At 57.3% G+C, this 15,878-nt stretch carries 13 protein-coding genes; 2 read left to right on the top strand and 11 right to left on the bottom strand.

Features of this window, described 5'->3' with window-relative positions; translation table 11 throughout:
• Window positions 1–443: 443 nt before the first annotated feature.
• The gene (locus GRPL_RS23805; protein WP_032689658.1) at window positions 444–761 is read left to right on the top strand and encodes a hypothetical protein; all 318 of its coding nucleotides are present in this window, start codon (window positions 444–446) and stop codon (window positions 759–761) included.
• A 53-nt stretch (window positions 762–814) separates the two neighbouring features.
• On the opposite strand, the gene GRPL_RS23810 is transcribed toward GRPL_RS23805, so the two are convergent.
• The 3 genes from GRPL_RS23810 to GRPL_RS23820 are packed head-to-tail and all read right to left on the bottom strand — an operon-like array spanning window position 815 to window position 5,744.
• On the bottom strand, window positions 815–1,939 hold the full coding sequence (locus tag GRPL_RS23810; RefSeq protein WP_032689657.1) for an ABC transporter permease: 1,125 nt from the start codon (window positions 1,937–1,939) through the stop codon (window positions 815–817).
• Window positions 1,939–4,680 carry a ribosome-associated ATPase/putative transporter RbbA gene (rbbA, locus tag GRPL_RS23815; protein WP_032698245.1) on the bottom strand — a complete coding sequence of 914 codons (2,742 nt, stop codon included), beginning with the start codon at window positions 4,678–4,680 and terminating at the stop codon, window positions 1,939–1,941. The genes GRPL_RS23810 and rbbA overlap by 1 nt, the downstream gene beginning before the upstream one ends.
• Window positions 4,677–5,744 carry an HlyD family secretion protein gene (locus GRPL_RS23820; RefSeq protein WP_032698244.1) on the bottom strand — a complete coding sequence of 356 codons (1,068 nt, stop codon included), beginning with the start codon at window positions 5,742–5,744 and terminating at the stop codon, window positions 4,677–4,679. Before GRPL_RS23820 ends, rbbA begins: the two co-directional genes overlap by 4 nt.
• Before the next feature lie 415 nt (window positions 5,745–6,159).
• Here GRPL_RS23820 and GRPL_RS23825 point away from each other — a divergent pair, with 415 nt between their 5' ends.
• A complete protein-coding gene (locus GRPL_RS23825) occupies window positions 6,160–7,569 on the top strand; it encodes a diguanylate cyclase (protein WP_032689654.1) in 1,410 nt (469 codons plus the stop codon).
• Between the two features lie 18 nt (window positions 7,570–7,587).
• Here GRPL_RS23825 and trpS read toward each other — a convergent pair whose 3' ends face one another.
• The 8 genes from trpS to cutC form a co-directional block, all read right to left on the bottom strand.
• Window positions 7,588–8,595 (bottom strand): tryptophan--tRNA ligase, encoded by a 1,008-nt coding sequence (trpS, locus tag GRPL_RS23830; RefSeq protein ID WP_032698243.1) that lies wholly within the window; start codon window positions 8,593–8,595, stop codon window positions 7,588–7,590.
• A 275-nt stretch (window positions 8,596–8,870) separates the two neighbouring features.
• On the bottom strand, window positions 8,871–9,200 hold the full coding sequence (locus tag GRPL_RS23835; RefSeq protein ID WP_004857466.1) for a DMT family transporter: 330 nt from the start codon (window positions 9,198–9,200) through the stop codon (window positions 8,871–8,873).
• Window positions 9,201–9,217: 17 nt separating this feature from the next.
• On the bottom strand, window positions 9,218–9,637 hold the full coding sequence (locus GRPL_RS23840) for a DMT family transporter (RefSeq protein ID WP_032689651.1): 420 nt from the start codon (window positions 9,635–9,637) through the stop codon (window positions 9,218–9,220).
• A gap of 14 nt (window positions 9,638–9,651) precedes the next feature.
• Entirely contained in the window at window positions 9,652–10,344 is a 693-nt protein-coding gene (locus GRPL_RS23845; protein WP_032697895.1) for a hypothetical protein, read from the bottom strand.
• Window positions 10,345–10,356: 12 nt separating this feature from the next.
• Window positions 10,357–10,977: a phosphate propanoyltransferase gene (locus tag GRPL_RS23850; protein ID WP_032689648.1), complete on the bottom strand. Its 621-nt coding sequence runs from the start codon at window positions 10,975–10,977 to the stop codon at window positions 10,357–10,359.
• A complete protein-coding gene (locus tag GRPL_RS23855; RefSeq protein ID WP_032689646.1) occupies window positions 10,974–11,414 on the bottom strand; it encodes a BMC domain-containing protein in 441 nt (146 codons plus the stop codon). Before GRPL_RS23855 ends, GRPL_RS23850 begins: the two co-directional genes overlap by 4 nt.
• Before the next feature lie 12 nt (window positions 11,415–11,426).
• Complete coding sequence (gene cutD / locus GRPL_RS23860; RefSeq protein WP_004857478.1) at window positions 11,427–12,374, bottom strand: choline TMA-lyase-activating enzyme; 948 nt, start codon at window positions 12,372–12,374, stop codon at window positions 11,427–11,429.
• Window positions 12,375–12,430: 56 nt separating this feature from the next.
• A complete protein-coding gene (cutC, locus tag GRPL_RS23865) occupies window positions 12,431–15,823 on the bottom strand; it encodes a choline trimethylamine-lyase (RefSeq protein WP_032689645.1) in 3,393 nt (1,130 codons plus the stop codon).
• Window positions 15,824–15,878 lie beyond the last annotated feature (55 nt).

The following is a 15,878-nucleotide window of genomic DNA, read 5'->3' as shown; positions in this document are numbered from 1 at the left end:
GGCGGTTGTCGGTACATATCGCTTTTCATATCTCGCGGTGCTGAATATATCCCGCTTCTTTTTATGACCCTCTATTTATTAATAGAAAATATTATTTTCTGCGCTTATTAATGACGTAAAAACACAAAATAAAAAATCCAGATTTATATTTAAAAATATTTATTTGACTGATATTTTTTATTTTAATCATTATTTATCAGCATGTTAAAATAGTTGGTTTATATTTAACGACACGTGCTGTTGTAACTGGACTTTCGCAGGGAAATGTTTTAGTGTCATTAACAGTTTGTTAACTCGATCGAGTTCGTGTCACTGTAATATCGATATAATGTAGCGCGTACGATCTGTATTAATGCTATCCCGATGTCGCTGAGATACCCCTCCCCCCACGCAGTCTAATGGGTGTGGCATCAATGTTATCGAGCGGCACGATGAGAATATAAATGAAGATCCTTTTAAAATGGTCGCCTTTGCGCCGGTTCATCCGTTACCTGCAGGAACGCTTCACCTTTTTGGTTCTGTTGTGCTGGCCGGCGATTATCTGGGTTGCTTGCCGGGTGTGCGTCTGGGCCGTTGACAGCGTCATGCTGCTGATGGGGAAACCGGTAAGCGAATCCTTTACCGTCTACCTGCAGCCGCTGATGACGTTCAGCGCGTTAGTGCGTATTTCGCTGAGCTGGGTGGTTCTGCTGTTTATTCTGTTCAGCATGGCGATGGGCTTTACCTGGCTGCTACGTCGCGTGATCAACCGCAAGCACTAACTGGGTCCTTATCGCCGGTGGCCGCCACCTGACGGACGGCCACCGCGCGCCACTCACGCCATCGTACCAATCGTTTTACGAAAACGTAGCAATGCGATAGTGAAGAACACGCCGCCGATGGCCATCAGGGTTAAAAACTGCGGCCAGACGATGGCAAAGTCAGCCCCCCGATACAGAATCGCCTGCGCCAGGCTGACAAAATGCGTGGTCGGCATGGTTAACATAATATCCTGCACCGCCTGCGGCATGCTTTCCCGCGGGGTCGAGCCGCCAGACAGCATCTGCAGCGGCAGCAGCACCAGAATCATCAGCAGCCCCAGCTGCGGCATCGAGCGAGCTATTGTTCCCATAAAGATACCGATGGACGTGGTGGCAAACAGGCTCAGGGCCACGCCCAGCATAAACAGCGGGATGGAACCTTCAATCGGCACCTGCAGCACTCCCTGGACCATGAGCAGCAGCGACAGCCCGGAAACCACCAGCACCACCAGCCCCATCGACCAGATTTTTGCCAGCATAATTTCGAATGGCGTTACTGGCATGACCAACAGGTGTTCGATCGTACCGTGCTCGCGCTCGCGGATCAGCGCCGAGCCGGTCAACACGATGGCCAGCAGGGTGATGTTATTGATGATGGCCATGACCGCGCCAAAACGCTCCTGTTCGAGATTGGGGTTAAAGCGCATGCGCACCGCCAGCTCGACCGGTAGGGTATCGTTACCCCGATAGCGAGCTACGAAGCTGTTCACCTCCCCGCTAATAATATTCTGGATATAGCCATTGCCGGTAAACGCCTGGCTCATACGCGTGGCGTCGACGTTCACCTGAATTTCCGGCTGCCGTCCGGCGAGCACATCACGCTGAAAGTTGGGCGGGATATTAATGGCAAAGGTATAGTTCCCGGCATCCAGCCCGGCATCCATCTCATCTTCATTAATCAGCTCAGGCGGTAAAAACCACGGCCGATAAAAGCCGTTGATAATTCGCGAAGAGAGCTGCGATTTATCCATATCGGCAATCGCGACAGGCGCCAAATGCAGCGACCCCGGCATCACGGTCGCTGAGGAATAGACCGATACGGTAAAGGCGAACAGGATTAAGGTCAGCATCGCCTTATCGCCGAGCAGACTGCGCAGCTCCTTGATGCCGAGATGATAGATATTGCGTAATCCGCGCATCATCCCTCCTGTTTTTTCAGTAGCCACACGCTGAGGCCGAGCACCAGCGGGATAGCTATCAGCAGCGGTATAAAGGACGCCCACAGATCGGTCAGATTCAGGGCTTTTGAAAATGTGCCGCGGGCAATGGTCAGGAAGTGGCTGGTCGGGTAAATCTGCCCAATCCAGCGACCTGGCCCCTCCAGCGAAGCGACCGGGTCAATCATCCCGGAAAACTGCGTGGCCGGTATCAGCGTAATAATGGCGGTGCCAAAGATGGCCGCAATCTGGCTTTTCATAAAGGTCGAGATCAGCAGCCCCAACCCGGTAGCGATGGTGACATACAGCAGCGCCGCCAGCGTCAGGGTCAGAAAACTCCCCTTATGCGCCACGCCAAACACCAGGACCGACAGCGCGCACAGCAGGAAGAAGTTAAACATGCCCAGCGCGATATACGGCAGCTGCTTGCCCAGAAGAAACTCGCTGCGGGTCGTCGGCGTGACGTACAGATTGATGATTGAACCCAGCTCTTTTTCACGTACCACGCTCAGCGCGCTGAGCATCGCCGGGATCATCATCAACAGCAGCGGGATCACCGCCGGAACAATGGCCGGTAGGCTTTTCACGTCCGGGTTATAGCGATAGCGCGTCTCGATGGATATCAGCGAGGTATCGCGACCGGGCGTCGCCTGCCGTCCGGCCATCTCCTGCAGCCAGGCCAGATGCATCGCCTGGACGTAGCCGCGCACCGTCTCAGCCCGGTTAGGCATAGCGCCGTCCACCCAGACGCCAATTTTTACCGGCGTGCCGCGGGCAATATCACGGCCGAAATCAGGCGGAATTTCAATGGCGACGGCCAGTTCGCCGTTGCGCATCCGTCTGTCCAGTTGGTCATAGCTCTGCAGCGGCGGTTGCTCAATGAAGTAGCGCGAACCGGCGATATTCTGCGACCAGCCCTGACTGCTGAGGGTCTGGTCGCGATCGAGGACCGCGAAGCGCAGATCTTCCACGTCCATGCTAATGCCGTATCCCATGATGAACATCAGAATCACGGTACCCAGCAGCGCCAGGGTCGAACGTACCGGATCGCGCCGCAGCTCCAGCGCTTCACGTCGGCTGTAGCTAAACAGTCGCCGCAGGCTGAACGCCTGGCGTGGGGCCGTCGTTCCGGCGGGAGCGCTAACCGGCGGGGCGGGCGGTATTTGTTCGACGGGCCGCTGGGCATCCTGCAGCCAGGCGATAAACGCCTCTTCAAGGTTTGCCGCCCCGCGCTGCGCAACCAGCGCCTGCGGCGTATCGCTGGCCAGTACCTTCCCGGCGTGCATCAGCGAAATGCGATCGCAGCGCTCGGCTTCATTCATAAAGTGGGTCGAGATAAAAATCGTCACTCGATCCTGGCGGGCGAGATCGACCATCAGCTGCCAGAACATATCCCTGGCGACCGGATCGACGCCGGAAGTCGGTTCATCCAGGATCAGCATTTCCGGACGATGGATCACCGCCACGGCCAGCGAAAGGCGCTGGCGAATACCTAACGGCAGAGAGGCGGGCAGCGCATCTTCAACCTCCGTTAACATAAAACGCTGGCTCATTTCCGCCACCCGAGCGGGGATGTCGGCATCCGGAATGTGAAATAAACGGGCGTGCAGTTCGAGGTTCTGCCTGACGGTCAGTTCGCTGTAGAGGGAGAAAGCCTGCGACATATAGCCGACGCGGCGCCGGGTTTCGATATCCCTGGGATTGACCGGCTGACCAAATAGCCAGGCTTCGCCTTCGCTGGCGGGCAGCAGGCCGGTCAGCATTTTCATGGTGGTTGATTTACCGCAACCGTTCGAACCGAGGAAACCAAAAATCTCGCCGCGAGCGATGCGGAAGTTCACATGGTCGACCGCCACGAAGTTACCGAAGCGCATGGTCAGGCCACGGGCTTCAATCGCGATGTCATTTTCCTGAGCGTTACGCGGCGCAATGATCACCTCTTTATGCGCCTTGCGCTGGGCTTCCGGCAGCAGGGCGATAAACGCCTGCTCCAGGGTCTGACTGTGGGTTTGCGCTTTAAGTTCTGCGGCACTACCGGTCGCCAGTACTTCCCCCGCGTTCATCGCTACCAGCCAGTCGAAGCGTTCCGCCTCTTCCATATAGGCCGTGGCGACCAGTACGCTCATCTCCGGCTGGCGTTGGCGGATGCTGTCAATCAGCTCCCAGAACTGGGCGCGAGAAAGTGGGTCAACGCCGGTCGTGGGTTCATCAAGGATCAACAGCTGCGGGTCATGGATCAACGCGCAGCACAGGCCGAGCTTCTGCTTCATCCCGCCGGATAATTTCCCGGCAGGGCGATCGCGGAAAGGATCCAGTCCGGTGCTGCGCAGGAGTTCATCGATGCGGTTCTCGCGTTCGGCTTTGTCATGACCAAACAGGCGGGCAAAGAAATCAACGTTTTCATACACCGACAGGGTGTGATAGAGGTTTTTACCCAGCCCCTGCGGCATCCAGGCGATTTTGGGGCAAACATCCCGGCGGTGACGCGCATCGCGCATATCGCCACCGAGCACTATCACGTTACCTTGCTCAATGACCCGCGCGCCGGAAATCAGCGACAGTAAGCTGGATTTGCCGACGCCGTCAGGGCCGATCAGGCCGACCATCTGACGAGCGGGGATGCTTAGCGTGATATCCCGCAGCGCGACGGTGGTGCCAAAGCGCTGGCCGACGTGTTCCAGCAGGGCGACCGGTGGGTGAGTATCCTGCTCAACGCCTCTCATTGCGGTAACCTCACCGTGAGCGTATCGGGCCACGCCCGCTGGCTATCCAGGCGGACATACGCCATGCCGGGCAGACCGGTTTTCACATACTCAAGATGCTGCTCCAGCAGCTCCGGCGGGATGCGGGCCTTCACGCGGAACATCAGCTTCAGGCGTTCATCGCTGGTTTCTACCGTCTTTGGCGTAAACTGCGCGACGCTGGCGACAAAGCTGATATGGGCAGGCACCACCAGGCCCGGCGCCGCGTCCAGCACGATGCGCGCTTCGCTGCCCAGCGCCAGCAGGCCTGCCTGCTCGGTAGGCAGGAAGAAGGTCATATAGACATCGGAGAGATCGACCATATTCAGCACCCGGCCGCCGGCGGCCAGGACCTCGCCCGGTTCGGCGACGCGATACTGAATGCGGCCGTCGCGCGGCGCTTTGAGTTCGCTATCGTCAATATCGGCGAGGATGCGCCGTTCGGTTGCCTGAGCGGCATCAACGCGGGTCTGGGCCTGAATAATGCTGGTACGGGCGGCTTCAATTGCCGCTTTTGCCGCTGAGACCTGGGCTCTGGCGGATTCGAGCGCTGCCCGGGCGCTTTCCGCTGCCGCCTGATCATCGTCAAGCTGCTGGGCTGACACCGCGCCGCGCTGTGACAGCGCGCTGGAGCGCACGTGGCGTTTTGCGGTGGAGTTCAGCTCCGCCTGCCGCTGTTTCACCACCGCTTCCGTGGCGCGCATTTCGCTTTGGCGCTGATCCAGCAGCGCTTTGGCGGCGGCGACCGCGCTTTCCGCCTCTTTAATCTGGGCGGCCGCTTCGAGGCGCTGTTCGTTCAGCACCCGAATATCCATCCGCGCCAGCACCTCGCCCTTGCGCACAAACTGCCCCTCTTTGACCAGAATGGCGTCGATGCGTCCGGCGGTTTTGGTGGCGATATCCACCTCGGTGGCTTCTATTCTGCCGTTGCTGCCGGCAAAGCCCTGCGGAAGTCCCGGCGGACGCAATGCCCACCATATCAGGGCGGCGATAACCGCCAGCAGGCCGATAAGGCACCAGGCCCAGTGCTGTTTGATTTTGTCCATACGCTACTCGCTCTGTTCCATATTGCTGAGTGATGCGCGTTTCTTCTCTCCGTCGTACGGAGCGTTATCCCTTTGAAAGACAGAGGTGGGGAGGGGCAAGGCCGACCGGCGCGAACGTCCAGCTGCGCGACTACCCGGTGAAATAGATGTGCTATGAATGTGGTCATCATCAGCAATCCTGGCCTTAAATGAAACACGCATAAATATAGCTACTGTCTATGGGATACTAGCATTTACCGCGAGTATGTCCATACAATTAACATGGGTTATTGCTGTCGCAGCGCCAATCGCCGCAAACGGTTGGACAGGCGAGCGGGAAGCCCGGTTGCTGAATTTTTAATCTGGTTGACCAGGGCGAACTGTTGTATGATTTGCGGCCTTGAAAATAGACTTATGTCGGCGAGTGCTTTATTTAATGAGCGATGAAAGCAAGAAATATATCTCAGTTATTTTTAAGGAGTGGTTGCCGTTGTATGACGGCCTGAAGCCGGAAGTGAAGGCGATTCTTAAAAATATTGCCGCTGAGCAGTCTGAGGCGCTGGCCGCTCGTTTTTATGACTTCATTTTTCAGGATCCCGATATCGCCCGCCACCTGACTTACGATCTGGTTCAGGAACGTCTTAGCCGTTCGCTGGCCGTGTGGGTCAACGACATTTTGACCAGCGAGAAAGATCAGCTGCAGGCGCTGGCAGAAAGGCAATACCATATTGGCAGTATTCATGCGCGCATCGGCATCCCCGCCGAGGCCGTACTGCGCGGCGCGCGCCAGCTCAAGGCCGGGCTGATTGAATATGTGCGGGATAACGATAAGATTGATCACCAGACCGGTCTTGCGACCATCCACTACGCGGTAATGGCGATTAATATGGCGATCGAGATGATGTGCCATGCCTACACCTTATCGCACTATCGGGCGACGAAAAATGAAGAAGCCTTTCGTCTGTATAGCCTGATGGATAATGTGCCAATGGAATATGGCAAACAGCAGGTTTCGCTCTCCGGCTGGGAAAATAGCGCGATTTTTAATATTGTCAGTGAAAATAAGAGCGATATTAACGGGACGTTATTATCTGAATCTGAGTTTGGCCTGTGGTTCCGTCATAAATGCGTGCGCTATTTTAACAAGAACGCGCAGATGGAGGAGATCGCCGACTTGATTACGCAGGTAGACAATTTAATCGCCGGCTGGAAATCCTCAGACAGCAGCGCAGAATATAAAAATACGCAAACTTTGCTCCAGAGCATCCACATCCATTGCCAGAAAATCAGCAGCCAGCTCGGGGTTATCTTCAGCAGTCTGTCGCAGATGCAGAACGGCAAAGACACCCTGACCAGCCTGTTAAACCGCCGTTATCTGCCGGTCGTCCTCAAGCATGAGGTCACGCTCGCTATGGAACATGAACTGCCGATGACGGTGGCGATTGTGGATATTGACCATTTTAAAGAGATTAATGATAACTGGGGCCATATGGTGGGCGACCGGGCAATCAAGCACGTTGCCGACCTGCTCAGCAATAACATCCGCTCCAGCGATTATATCTTTCGCTACGGCGGCGAAGAGTTTCTGCTGGTGCTGGTGGAAACCGGCGCGGCCGAGGCTTTTGCGCTCCTTGAGCGCTTACGTAAAAGCATTAGCCAGCTCCCGTTTAACGTCGGCGGCGAGACCAATATCGCGATTACCACCAGTGCGGGCTTTGCCGTGCATACCGGCCATCCGGATTATAACCGGCTGCTGCGCAACGCTGACAGCGCGCTGTACGTGGCCAAGCGCAGCGGGCGCGACTGCGTGAAGATGCACCAGGGTGAGCAGGACCCGCAGCATTAAGGCGTCGCGCCCCGGCGCTCAGAACAGAACCGGCAATCCTAATCCGCGCATCACCTCATGCAACGTTTGCTGCGTGAGACGATGCGCCCGCTCGCTACCCTGGCGCAGCAACTCCAGCAACATTCCTTTATCCGCAATATACGTTGCCCGGCGTTGGCGAATGGGCGCCAGCAGCGTCTGCAGACACTCCTCCAGCGCGTTTTTGCACTGTCGGTCACCCAGTCCGCCGCGTTGATAATGCGCCTTCATTTCAGCGACGAAGGCAGGGGCGGGATGGAAAGCATCGAGGTATGTAAAGACAACATTGCCTTCGATTTGGCCAGGATCGCTGACCCGCAGATGGGTCGGGTCGGTATACATTGCGCCGACCGCACGATGAATCTGCTCTTCGCTGGCCGAGAGCGTGAGCGTATTGCCCAGCGACTTTGACATCTTGGCGCCGCCGTCAATGCCGGGCAGGCGGCTGACATCGCTGAGCAGCGCCCGACAGTGCTGCAGTACCGGCGTCGTGGTCAGGCTATTCATTTTATGGACGATCTCATTGGTCTGTTCGATCATCGGCAGCTGATCGTCGCCGACCGGCACCAGACCCGCCTTAAACGCGGTGATATCGGCCGCCTGGCTGATGGGGTAGGCCAGAAAACCGACCGGTAGTGAACGGGAGAATCCCTTCTGGGCGATTTCACTTTTGACCGTCGGGTTACGTTCGACGCGGGCGACGGTGACGATATTCATATACAGCGCGCTCAGCTCCGCCAGGGCGGGAAGCGCCGATTGCAGGCAAATCGTGGTCTTGTGCGGGTCGATACCTACCGCCAGATAATCGGCCATCACCTCAAAGATATTGCTGCTGATTTTCTGTGGGTCGCTGCCGTTATCGGTTAATCCCTGCAGATCGGCGATGAGGATAAACTGTTGATGATCGTGCTGAAGCTGCACGCGCTGGCGTAGCGATCCCACGTAGTGGCCGAGATGCAGCTGGCCGGTGGGGCGATCGCCGGTAAGAATGGTCGGGTTGGTGTTCATCAGAGACTCCTTACGATGCTATTAAGCCGAAAGACGTCGCTGAGAAACGATAAAGCCGCCTTCCGGCGGCTTTAAAAATGGAAAAGTGAATCGTGCCGCCTGTTATGCAGGCAGCCACCAACGATATGGGCGGGCAATGACGACGATTCTGTTCATCAGACTATCCTGCCACGAAACGCGGCGGCAGTGAAAGCGGTTTTTTTTATTGCGGCAATAACGGTTTACAGAGTGCGGTTTTGCGCCCTCATGGAACTCAATGAAGGCGCAGGCGGGACTTACATGCTGGAGAAGACGTTCATGATGATGCCGCCGGAAATAATCAGCACCATGGCGAGGATCGCCGGCAGATCCGGTTTTTGTTTGTAGAGGATCATCGAGCAGATGGTGACGCCGACGATACCAAAGCCGCACCATAGCGAGTAGGCGACGCCCACCGGAATCGTGCTCATCGCGCGAGTGAGGGCGAAGTAGCACAGGCCGTAGGCGCAGACCACCAGTACCGATGGCGCCAGTTTGCTAAAGCCGTTGGTCTTTTTGATCATCGAGGTACCGGTGATTTCGGAGCCGATAGACAGCGCCAACCATAAAAATCCGAGATTAAACATATACGATTCCTTTTGCGTTAGTTGGCGACTTTTTTGTCCAGAGATGAGGGTGAAGCAACCGGTTTAGCTGGCGTATCTTCGCTCTCTTCGCTACCCATTTTGGAAAACAGATTCATGATAACGATGCCGCTGGCGATAACGGCCATGCCGATAATCGCCGCGGTGTCCGGATGCTGACCGTAAAATGCCATTCCCAGCGTCGACACCACCAGAATTCCGGTACCGGACCAGGTGGCGTATGCCAGACCAACGGGAATATCTTTCACCGCGCGGGAAAGGGAGTAGTAGCAGGTGCAGTACAGCAGCACCAGCAGCCCGAGCAGCAGCATTTTGGTGCTCCCTTCGCTGCTACCGAACATTTTCAGGGTGGAAGTGGCCGAGGTTTCCGAAAGGATAACCAACAGCATCCATAGCCAACATTTTGTTTTTGAAGACATAATAAACTCCGGATCTATTTATTAAGGTAGGGTTCTTTTTTTCTGTTTTTCAAAAAATCGATAGCGGCATCGGTTAACTGCGCTTCGGGGGCGCAGGCCAGCGCCGGATTATTCACGATGTCTGTGACAGTGAGATAACGCCGCGTGCCGGCGGTGGGTACCTGAGCGAGCGCCTCTGTTCCTGCCGCCAGCTTCGCCAGTAGCTCATTCATGGTGCACAGCGTGACACCGCATGCCGTCAGCCTCGTCAACGTGGACTGCATATGTTCGGCGTAGGGCGTAGCGCTGTCTGCTCCGCGCAGCTGGTTTAACTCGCTGGCCGGATCGCAGTGATAGCGCAGCGCCAGTACCGGCAGGCCGGCAAGCAGAGCTGCATGCAACCGCCTGGCTTGTGGGTTTTGCAAGGTGCCGTTCACCAGATCGGCCGCCAGCGGATAGTCGAGAAACGGCACCACCACGGCCCGCCAGCTTGCCGACGGCAGCGCTTCCTGCCAGGTATCGCCCGGCAGCGTTTCACCGACCGCCTGCCATTGCGCGGCATCCGGCACTCCTTCGTCCAGCGCCAGCTGCAGACGCTGTCCGCATCCCGCCAGACGGCTGCGGATGGCCTGGCGATAGCCCGCGGCCGGGCCAACCATCACCAGTACCGGCGGCCGCAGGCGCTGAATAATGCGTTCCACCAGGTATTCCATCTGTTCGTCGGTCATGGCTGGTCTCCGTTAAGCGATGAGCGTGACCTGCGCGCCGTTTTTCAGTCCGGCGGCATTGGCTTCTTCGGTATCAATATGAAATTCCAGCGCGAAGTCCTCGCGCACCCGCACCACCACTTCGTCGAAGGTCAACTGGCGTTCGCCGTTGCTGCGGACGCTCACCTTCTGGCCATTGGCGACGTTCAACTGCCGCGCATCCTGCGGCGACATATGGATATGCCGCCAGGCGCAGATCACCTGAGAACGCAATTCGACGTGGCCTGCCGGGCCGATCAGCAGCGCGTTACCCGCGTTCTCCAGCTGGCCAGATTCGCGAACCGGCGCTTTGATGCCGAGGGTAAAGCAGTCGGCGCGGGAGATTTCCAGCTGAGTCACCGGGCGGGTTGGCCCGAGGACGCGAACCTGAGCGAGCGAGCCCTTCGGGCCGACGACGGTAACGCACTCCTGGGCGGCAAACTGCCCCGGCTGGCGCAGGGGTTTAAACGGCGTCAGCGCATAACCCTGGCCAAACAGCGCCTCGACATCCTGCTGAGACAGATGAACATGGCGGTTAGAGATACCGACCGGGATATCGGGCGCGGAGCGCGTCAGCCGGGCGGTGATTTTTTCATGTAGCAGGGTGTCGATCATGCCTTCTTCCCTTTCTTCATCGCGGCATTTTTATCTTCAGGCTCCCCCGGTGCTGGCGGGGAAGGCGGCGTCTGCGGCGCGACTTTTTCCATCGGTAGCGGTACTGCGTTTTTCTCGTCCACGTTTTTCATGTCAGCGTGGTTCGCGGGCGTTTTTGCCTCCGGGCGACCTTTCAGATGACTCAGCGCCGCCACCACGCTGGGTTCCGGACGGGCGATGACCAGCGACTTGACGTGCTGCGCAGCGCCCGCCACCTCAACGCCGCGCTCAATAGCGGTGTGGATGGCGCTGATCTCGCCTTCGAAGCAGACGCTGACCAGCCCCGATCCGATTTTGCGATAGCCAATGCAGGTCACGCCTGCGGCTTTACAAGCGGCGTCTACGGCCTGAATGGCGGTGACCAGCCCTCGCGTTTCAATTACGCCTAAACTTTTCATTGTCGGCTCCTGTTAATGGCGGACTAAGCGAATATCAAAATCAAACTGCGTGAAGAACGTCTCCAGCTGGTTCAGCTCTTCGGACGAATAAGACGGGTCCTGGGTAATGGGGTAGGGCATATCCAGGCGCTCGTATTTTTTGCGGCCCAACTGGTGGTACGGCAGCATGTCGATACGGCGGATATTTCCGCGCTTCGCCAGTTTCTGCACGTAATCAATAGCCCCGGTAATGGCATCGAATGAGTCGTTATATCCGCGAACCAACGGCATGCGAATAATCACGTTAGCGCCGGAGTCCACCAGCCATTCCAGATTGCGGCGAATACCTTCATTGCCGATGCCAAATAACGCTTTATGGTGTTCGCTGTTGATTTGCTTAATATCGAATAAGAAGGTGTCGGTTACCGGCGCCAGCTTTTGATAATTGGCCAGCGGGGTCGTACCCTGGGTTTCGATGGCGGTATTGAGCATCATCTTTTTGCATTCGCTGAACAGCGCCACGGCAAAATCGGTTTGCAGGCTCATTTCGCCGCCGCCGATGGTCACGCCGCCGCCGGAAGCGATGTAGAAGTCATAATCTTGCATGATGATATCCATCAGCTCGCTGACGGTGACGTCTTTACCCATAATATCCAGCGCGTTCTGGGTGCAAATCTCTTCGCATTTGCGGCAGCCAATACAGTCTTTATTACGGTCGACAAAATGCTTCATCTCGCCGTTTTCTTCTGCCCGGTAGTGAATGCCGGCCGGGCAGACATTGACGCAGTCGCCGCAGTTAATGCATTTGTCGTGCGAGAACATGACCTGGAACTGGCTATTCAGCCCCTCCGGGTTAGCGCACCATGGGCAGCGTATATTGCAGCCTTTGAAAAAAACCAGTGTGCGAATTCCATCGCCGTCGTAGATCGAATATTTCTGAATATTGAATATTCGCCCGGTTAATTCTTGTTTTGCGCTCACAGCTACCTCCAGTAAAACGATCGGGACATCCGTGTCCAAAAACGTCCGTGTCCTTATCAGAACTTCTCAATCACCGTACGGCTGATAATTTCGTCCTGTACCTCTTTGCACAGCTCAACGAAGTAGGCGCTGTAGCCGGCGACGCGGACGATCAGGTCGCGATATTTTTCGGGTTCCTGCTGGGCTTTTTTCAGCACTTCGTTATCGACATAGCTGAACTGCATCTGGCCGTTGCCGAGAATCGACGCCGTGCGCAGCAGGGTAATCAGGCCGTGACGACCTTCCGGGGTATCCAGTAGCCCCTGGAGGAACTTGAAGTTATGCACCATGCCGATGTTCATGGTCTCCACGTTCATCTTGCTGACTGACTTGATGATGGCGGTTGGACCCTGCTTATCCGCCCCCTGCGTCGGACTGATGCCGTCGGAAAGCGGCATCCATGCCAGGCGGCCGTTCGGCGTGGCGTTGGTCAGCTCGCCAATCGGCGTGTTGTTGGAGATAGAGAGGGTGCCGTGGCTCAGCGTGGAGTAGAGCATTTTGTACTTGCGGCACTCGCGCTCGGTCCACTCGGTAATATCCAGTGCGTACTGGTCAACGTAGTTATCGTCATTACCGTATTTCGGCGCGTTCAGGCAGTCGCGGCGCAGGGCTTCAAAGCCTTCGAAATTCGCCAGCATCGCATCGCGCATCTGTTCGAGGGTGTATTTCTTATCTTCGAATACCAGCTTACGAATCGCCGCCATCGAATCGACGTAGGTCGCCAGACCGGAGAAGATCAGCCCCGGGCCGTGGTTGATCATCGCGCCGCCGGCGGCGACGTCTTTGCCGCTCTCCATGCAGCCTTCCACCAGCAGCGACATCAGCGGTTTCGGCGCCACGTCGCGGTGCACGCGCTGGCTGATCACTGTGCCAATGGCCGACAGACGGACGATATGGGCAATCTGCTGTTTCACCGCCGCGTCAAAGGCTTCGAAGGTGCGCAGTTCGCGCAGGTCGCCGGTATCCAGCCCCTGATAGCTATCAAACAGCACCATCCGGCCGCGGTTTAAGACGAACTCGATAGCGATAGGCCATTGGGTGTAACCGGTAGAGGTCCACTGATAGATACGGCCGGATTTCTGCGGTTCGACGCAGCCCATCAGGCAGTAATCGCGCGCGTCTTCGAAATCGAAGCCTTTACGCAGCATCATTTTGATATGGGAGTCATCGAAGTGGCAGGCCGGGAAACCCATCCCCGCCTTGACGACGTCGACGATTTTTTCCATATATTTCTGCGGTGACTGGTTGTGGATACGGCAGGCCAGCGACGGCTGGTAAACCTTCACAAAGCGCACGGCGTCCATAATCAGGTAAGTCAGGTCGTTACAGGCATCGCCGCCGGAGCGCTTCTGTCCGCCAACGGTCAGGTTGATAAACGGCTGATAACCGGCGAAGTATTTCGCCCCCAGCTCGCTCGACATCCACATCAGCTCGGCGCATTTGATGATAAACGCCTGCAGCAGCTCCAGCGCAGCTTCGTGAGTCAGGCGGCCTTCGCGGATATCGGCTTCAAACATCGGGTAGCAGTACTGGTCTACGCGGCCCAACGACAGCCCGGTCTGGTTCTCTTCAATTTCAAACAGCGACTCCACGGTCCAGATACTTTGCAGCGCTTCCTGCAGGGTCTTCGGCGGGTTCGCCGGGACGTTCTGGTTCACTTCGGCAATGGTCAGCAGCTCGGCGCGGCGCTGGGCGTTTTGCTCAATAGCGGCCAGCTCACGGGCGCGCGCGGCGATGCGGTGAGCGTAGTTGATCACCCCTTCGCAGGTTTCAATCGCCGCCTTGTAGTAATAGATGCGGTCGATATCTTCCGGGTTTTCCATGCTCAGGCTGGCAAGATGCGCCTCAGCGTCGGCTTTAATGCCGTTCATCCCTTTGGTGAACAGCAGCACGTCATAGCCCGGGCAGGTATCGCCGCCGCCGTTGATCTGATGGTAGGAGAGGTCGCTGACGAAGGTTTCGCCGCTGAACGCCCACACGCCCGCTTCGCGGTACTGGGCTTCACAGATCTCATCCAGCGAGCGACCTTCCCAGAACGGTACGATCTCTTCGCGGATGGTTTTCTTATCTGCTTCGCTGATCTCAAACGGATCCTGCGGACGGGTGCTCATGGTATCGAGCTCGTCGCGCACCCAGCGCCAGGCGATATCCGGCGAGAAGGCCCCCGCGCGCGGCTTGCCGCACGGATGGCCGACGATCAGCTCATCGTCCTGAATCAGAATCGGCGCGGTTTCGCAGGCGTGACGGAAAGCTTTGGCGCGCAGCAGAATGGTCGGCATACCCGGATTCGCTTTCACCACCTCGGTAAAGGCCAGCGCGCGGTAAATAGAGACGCTCGGGCGCACCGTCAGGTAGTGGTTACGCAGGCGCTGCATGCGCGGGGTCAGCCCTTCTGCTGTTGTGGTTTCGCTACAGGCGGCAAATGGCGCGGCGGAAACTTTTTGTACGCCGTGGAACAGGCGTACCGGCAGATTGAGCGCGCTCAGATTGCGTTGTGCGCAGAGGAACAGCGCGGACAGTTCGTTGATGATCGTGCTGGGGTCATCGAGGCTGGCGCCGTGGCGCAGGGCGTCGAACATCGGGTAGCCGTCGATGGCGCAGGCGGCGCGGACTTCGCTCAGCTGTGCCAGCTTGAACCACAGGCACTCAACGATTTCATAGGCCCGTTGCGGCGTCAGGGTGCCGTTGGCGATGTCGCGCTGATACCACGGCAGCAGCGCCTTATCGGCACCTTCCGGGTTCACCGCATAGCTGCCGTTGTCCAGCTGCAGCGCCAGCTGAAACAGATAAAATGCCTGGCAGGCCTCTTTGAAGTTACGTGCCGGGTGGGCCGGAACGTGATGCAGAATCGCCGCGCTCTCCAGCAGTTCGGCCTGGCGATACGGGTTGCTTTCCGCCGCCGCGAGCGTTTCGGCGCTGGTGGCCAGATTCTGCGCCAGGGCGAGGAGGGCGTCGCAGGCGTAAATGGCGGCGCGGCAGCCGTTGACTTCATCCATACCGCTGCGGCTGACGGCGCTACCCAGGCTGCGGGTTTTCTCTTCCAGCTGGTGTTTAATCGCCAGCACGCCTTTTTCAATAATCAGCCGGTAATCCGGGGAGTCCAGGTCGCTGCTGAGATTCAGGAAACGGAATGCCGACGGACGCTGCGCGGCGCTTTCATCGTGAAAAATTGCCCCGTGCGGTTTGCGGGTCTGGTCGCCGACAATGAGCTCATCGGGGCTGATGCACAGCGGCAGCTGGCGCATCAACTCATAGAAACGACGCGCCGGCTTGACGGCGGCAGGAATGCCCGCGATATCGCCATCAAGGGCGTTCAACGTGGCGGCATGTTCGGTGCACAGGGTGCTTTTTTGTGAGAGTAAACGTTCAGCCAGCACGTGGACGCGCGGCGTTAAGCTGTAGTGTGCCATGTAGTATTCTCCAGATGTTCTGTTCCGCGGCTGATAGCAACCCTGCGGTGAGTAC

This window comes from Klebsiella planticola ATCC 33531 (assembly GCF_000735435.1).
In the GTDB taxonomy this organism is placed as follows: domain Bacteria; phylum Pseudomonadota; class Gammaproteobacteria; order Enterobacterales; family Enterobacteriaceae; genus Klebsiella; species Klebsiella planticola.
The sequence above is the reverse complement of the archived record's forward strand: the minus strand, read 5'-3'. Positions and strand labels throughout refer to the sequence as shown.

What these genes read in the sequence shown, in the direction of transcription:
- GRPL_RS23810 (WP_032689657.1), bottom strand. Translation starts at nt 1,939, where the DNA reads ATGCGCGGATTACGCAATATCTATCATCTCGGCATCAAGGAGCTGCGC.
- GRPL_RS23845 (WP_032697895.1), bottom strand. Translation starts at nt 10,344, where the DNA reads ATGACCGACGAACAGATGGAATACCTGGTGGAACGCATTATTCAGCGC.
- GRPL_RS23835 (WP_004857466.1), bottom strand. Translation starts at nt 9,200, where the DNA reads ATGTTTAATCTCGGATTTTTATGGTTGGCGCTGTCTATCGGCTCCGAA.
- GRPL_RS23820 (WP_032698244.1), bottom strand. Translation starts at nt 5,744, where the DNA reads ATGGACAAAATCAAACAGCACTGGGCCTGGTGCCTTATCGGCCTGCTG.
- cutC (WP_032689645.1), bottom strand. Translation starts at nt 15,823, where the DNA reads ATGGCACACTACAGCTTAACGCCGCGCGTCCACGTGCTGGCTGAACGT.
- trpS (WP_032698243.1), bottom strand. Translation starts at nt 8,595, where the DNA reads ATGAACACCAACCCGACCATTCTTACCGGCGATCGCCCCACCGGCCAG.
- GRPL_RS23855 (WP_032689646.1), bottom strand. Translation starts at nt 11,414, where the DNA reads ATGAAAAGTTTAGGCGTAATTGAAACGCGAGGGCTGGTCACCGCCATT.
- GRPL_RS23825 (WP_032689654.1), top strand. Translation starts at nt 6,160, where the DNA reads ATGAGCGATGAAAGCAAGAAATATATCTCAGTTATTTTTAAGGAGTGG.
- GRPL_RS23840 (WP_032689651.1), bottom strand. Translation starts at nt 9,637, where the DNA reads ATGTCTTCAAAAACAAAATGTTGGCTATGGATGCTGTTGGTTATCCTT.
- GRPL_RS23850 (WP_032689648.1), bottom strand. Translation starts at nt 10,977, where the DNA reads ATGATCGACACCCTGCTACATGAAAAAATCACCGCCCGGCTGACGCGC.
- GRPL_RS23805 (WP_032689658.1), top strand. Translation starts at nt 444, where the DNA reads ATGAAGATCCTTTTAAAATGGTCGCCTTTGCGCCGGTTCATCCGTTAC.
- rbbA (WP_032698245.1), bottom strand. Translation starts at nt 4,680, where the DNA reads ATGAGAGGCGTTGAGCAGGATACTCACCCACCGGTCGCCCTGCTGGAA.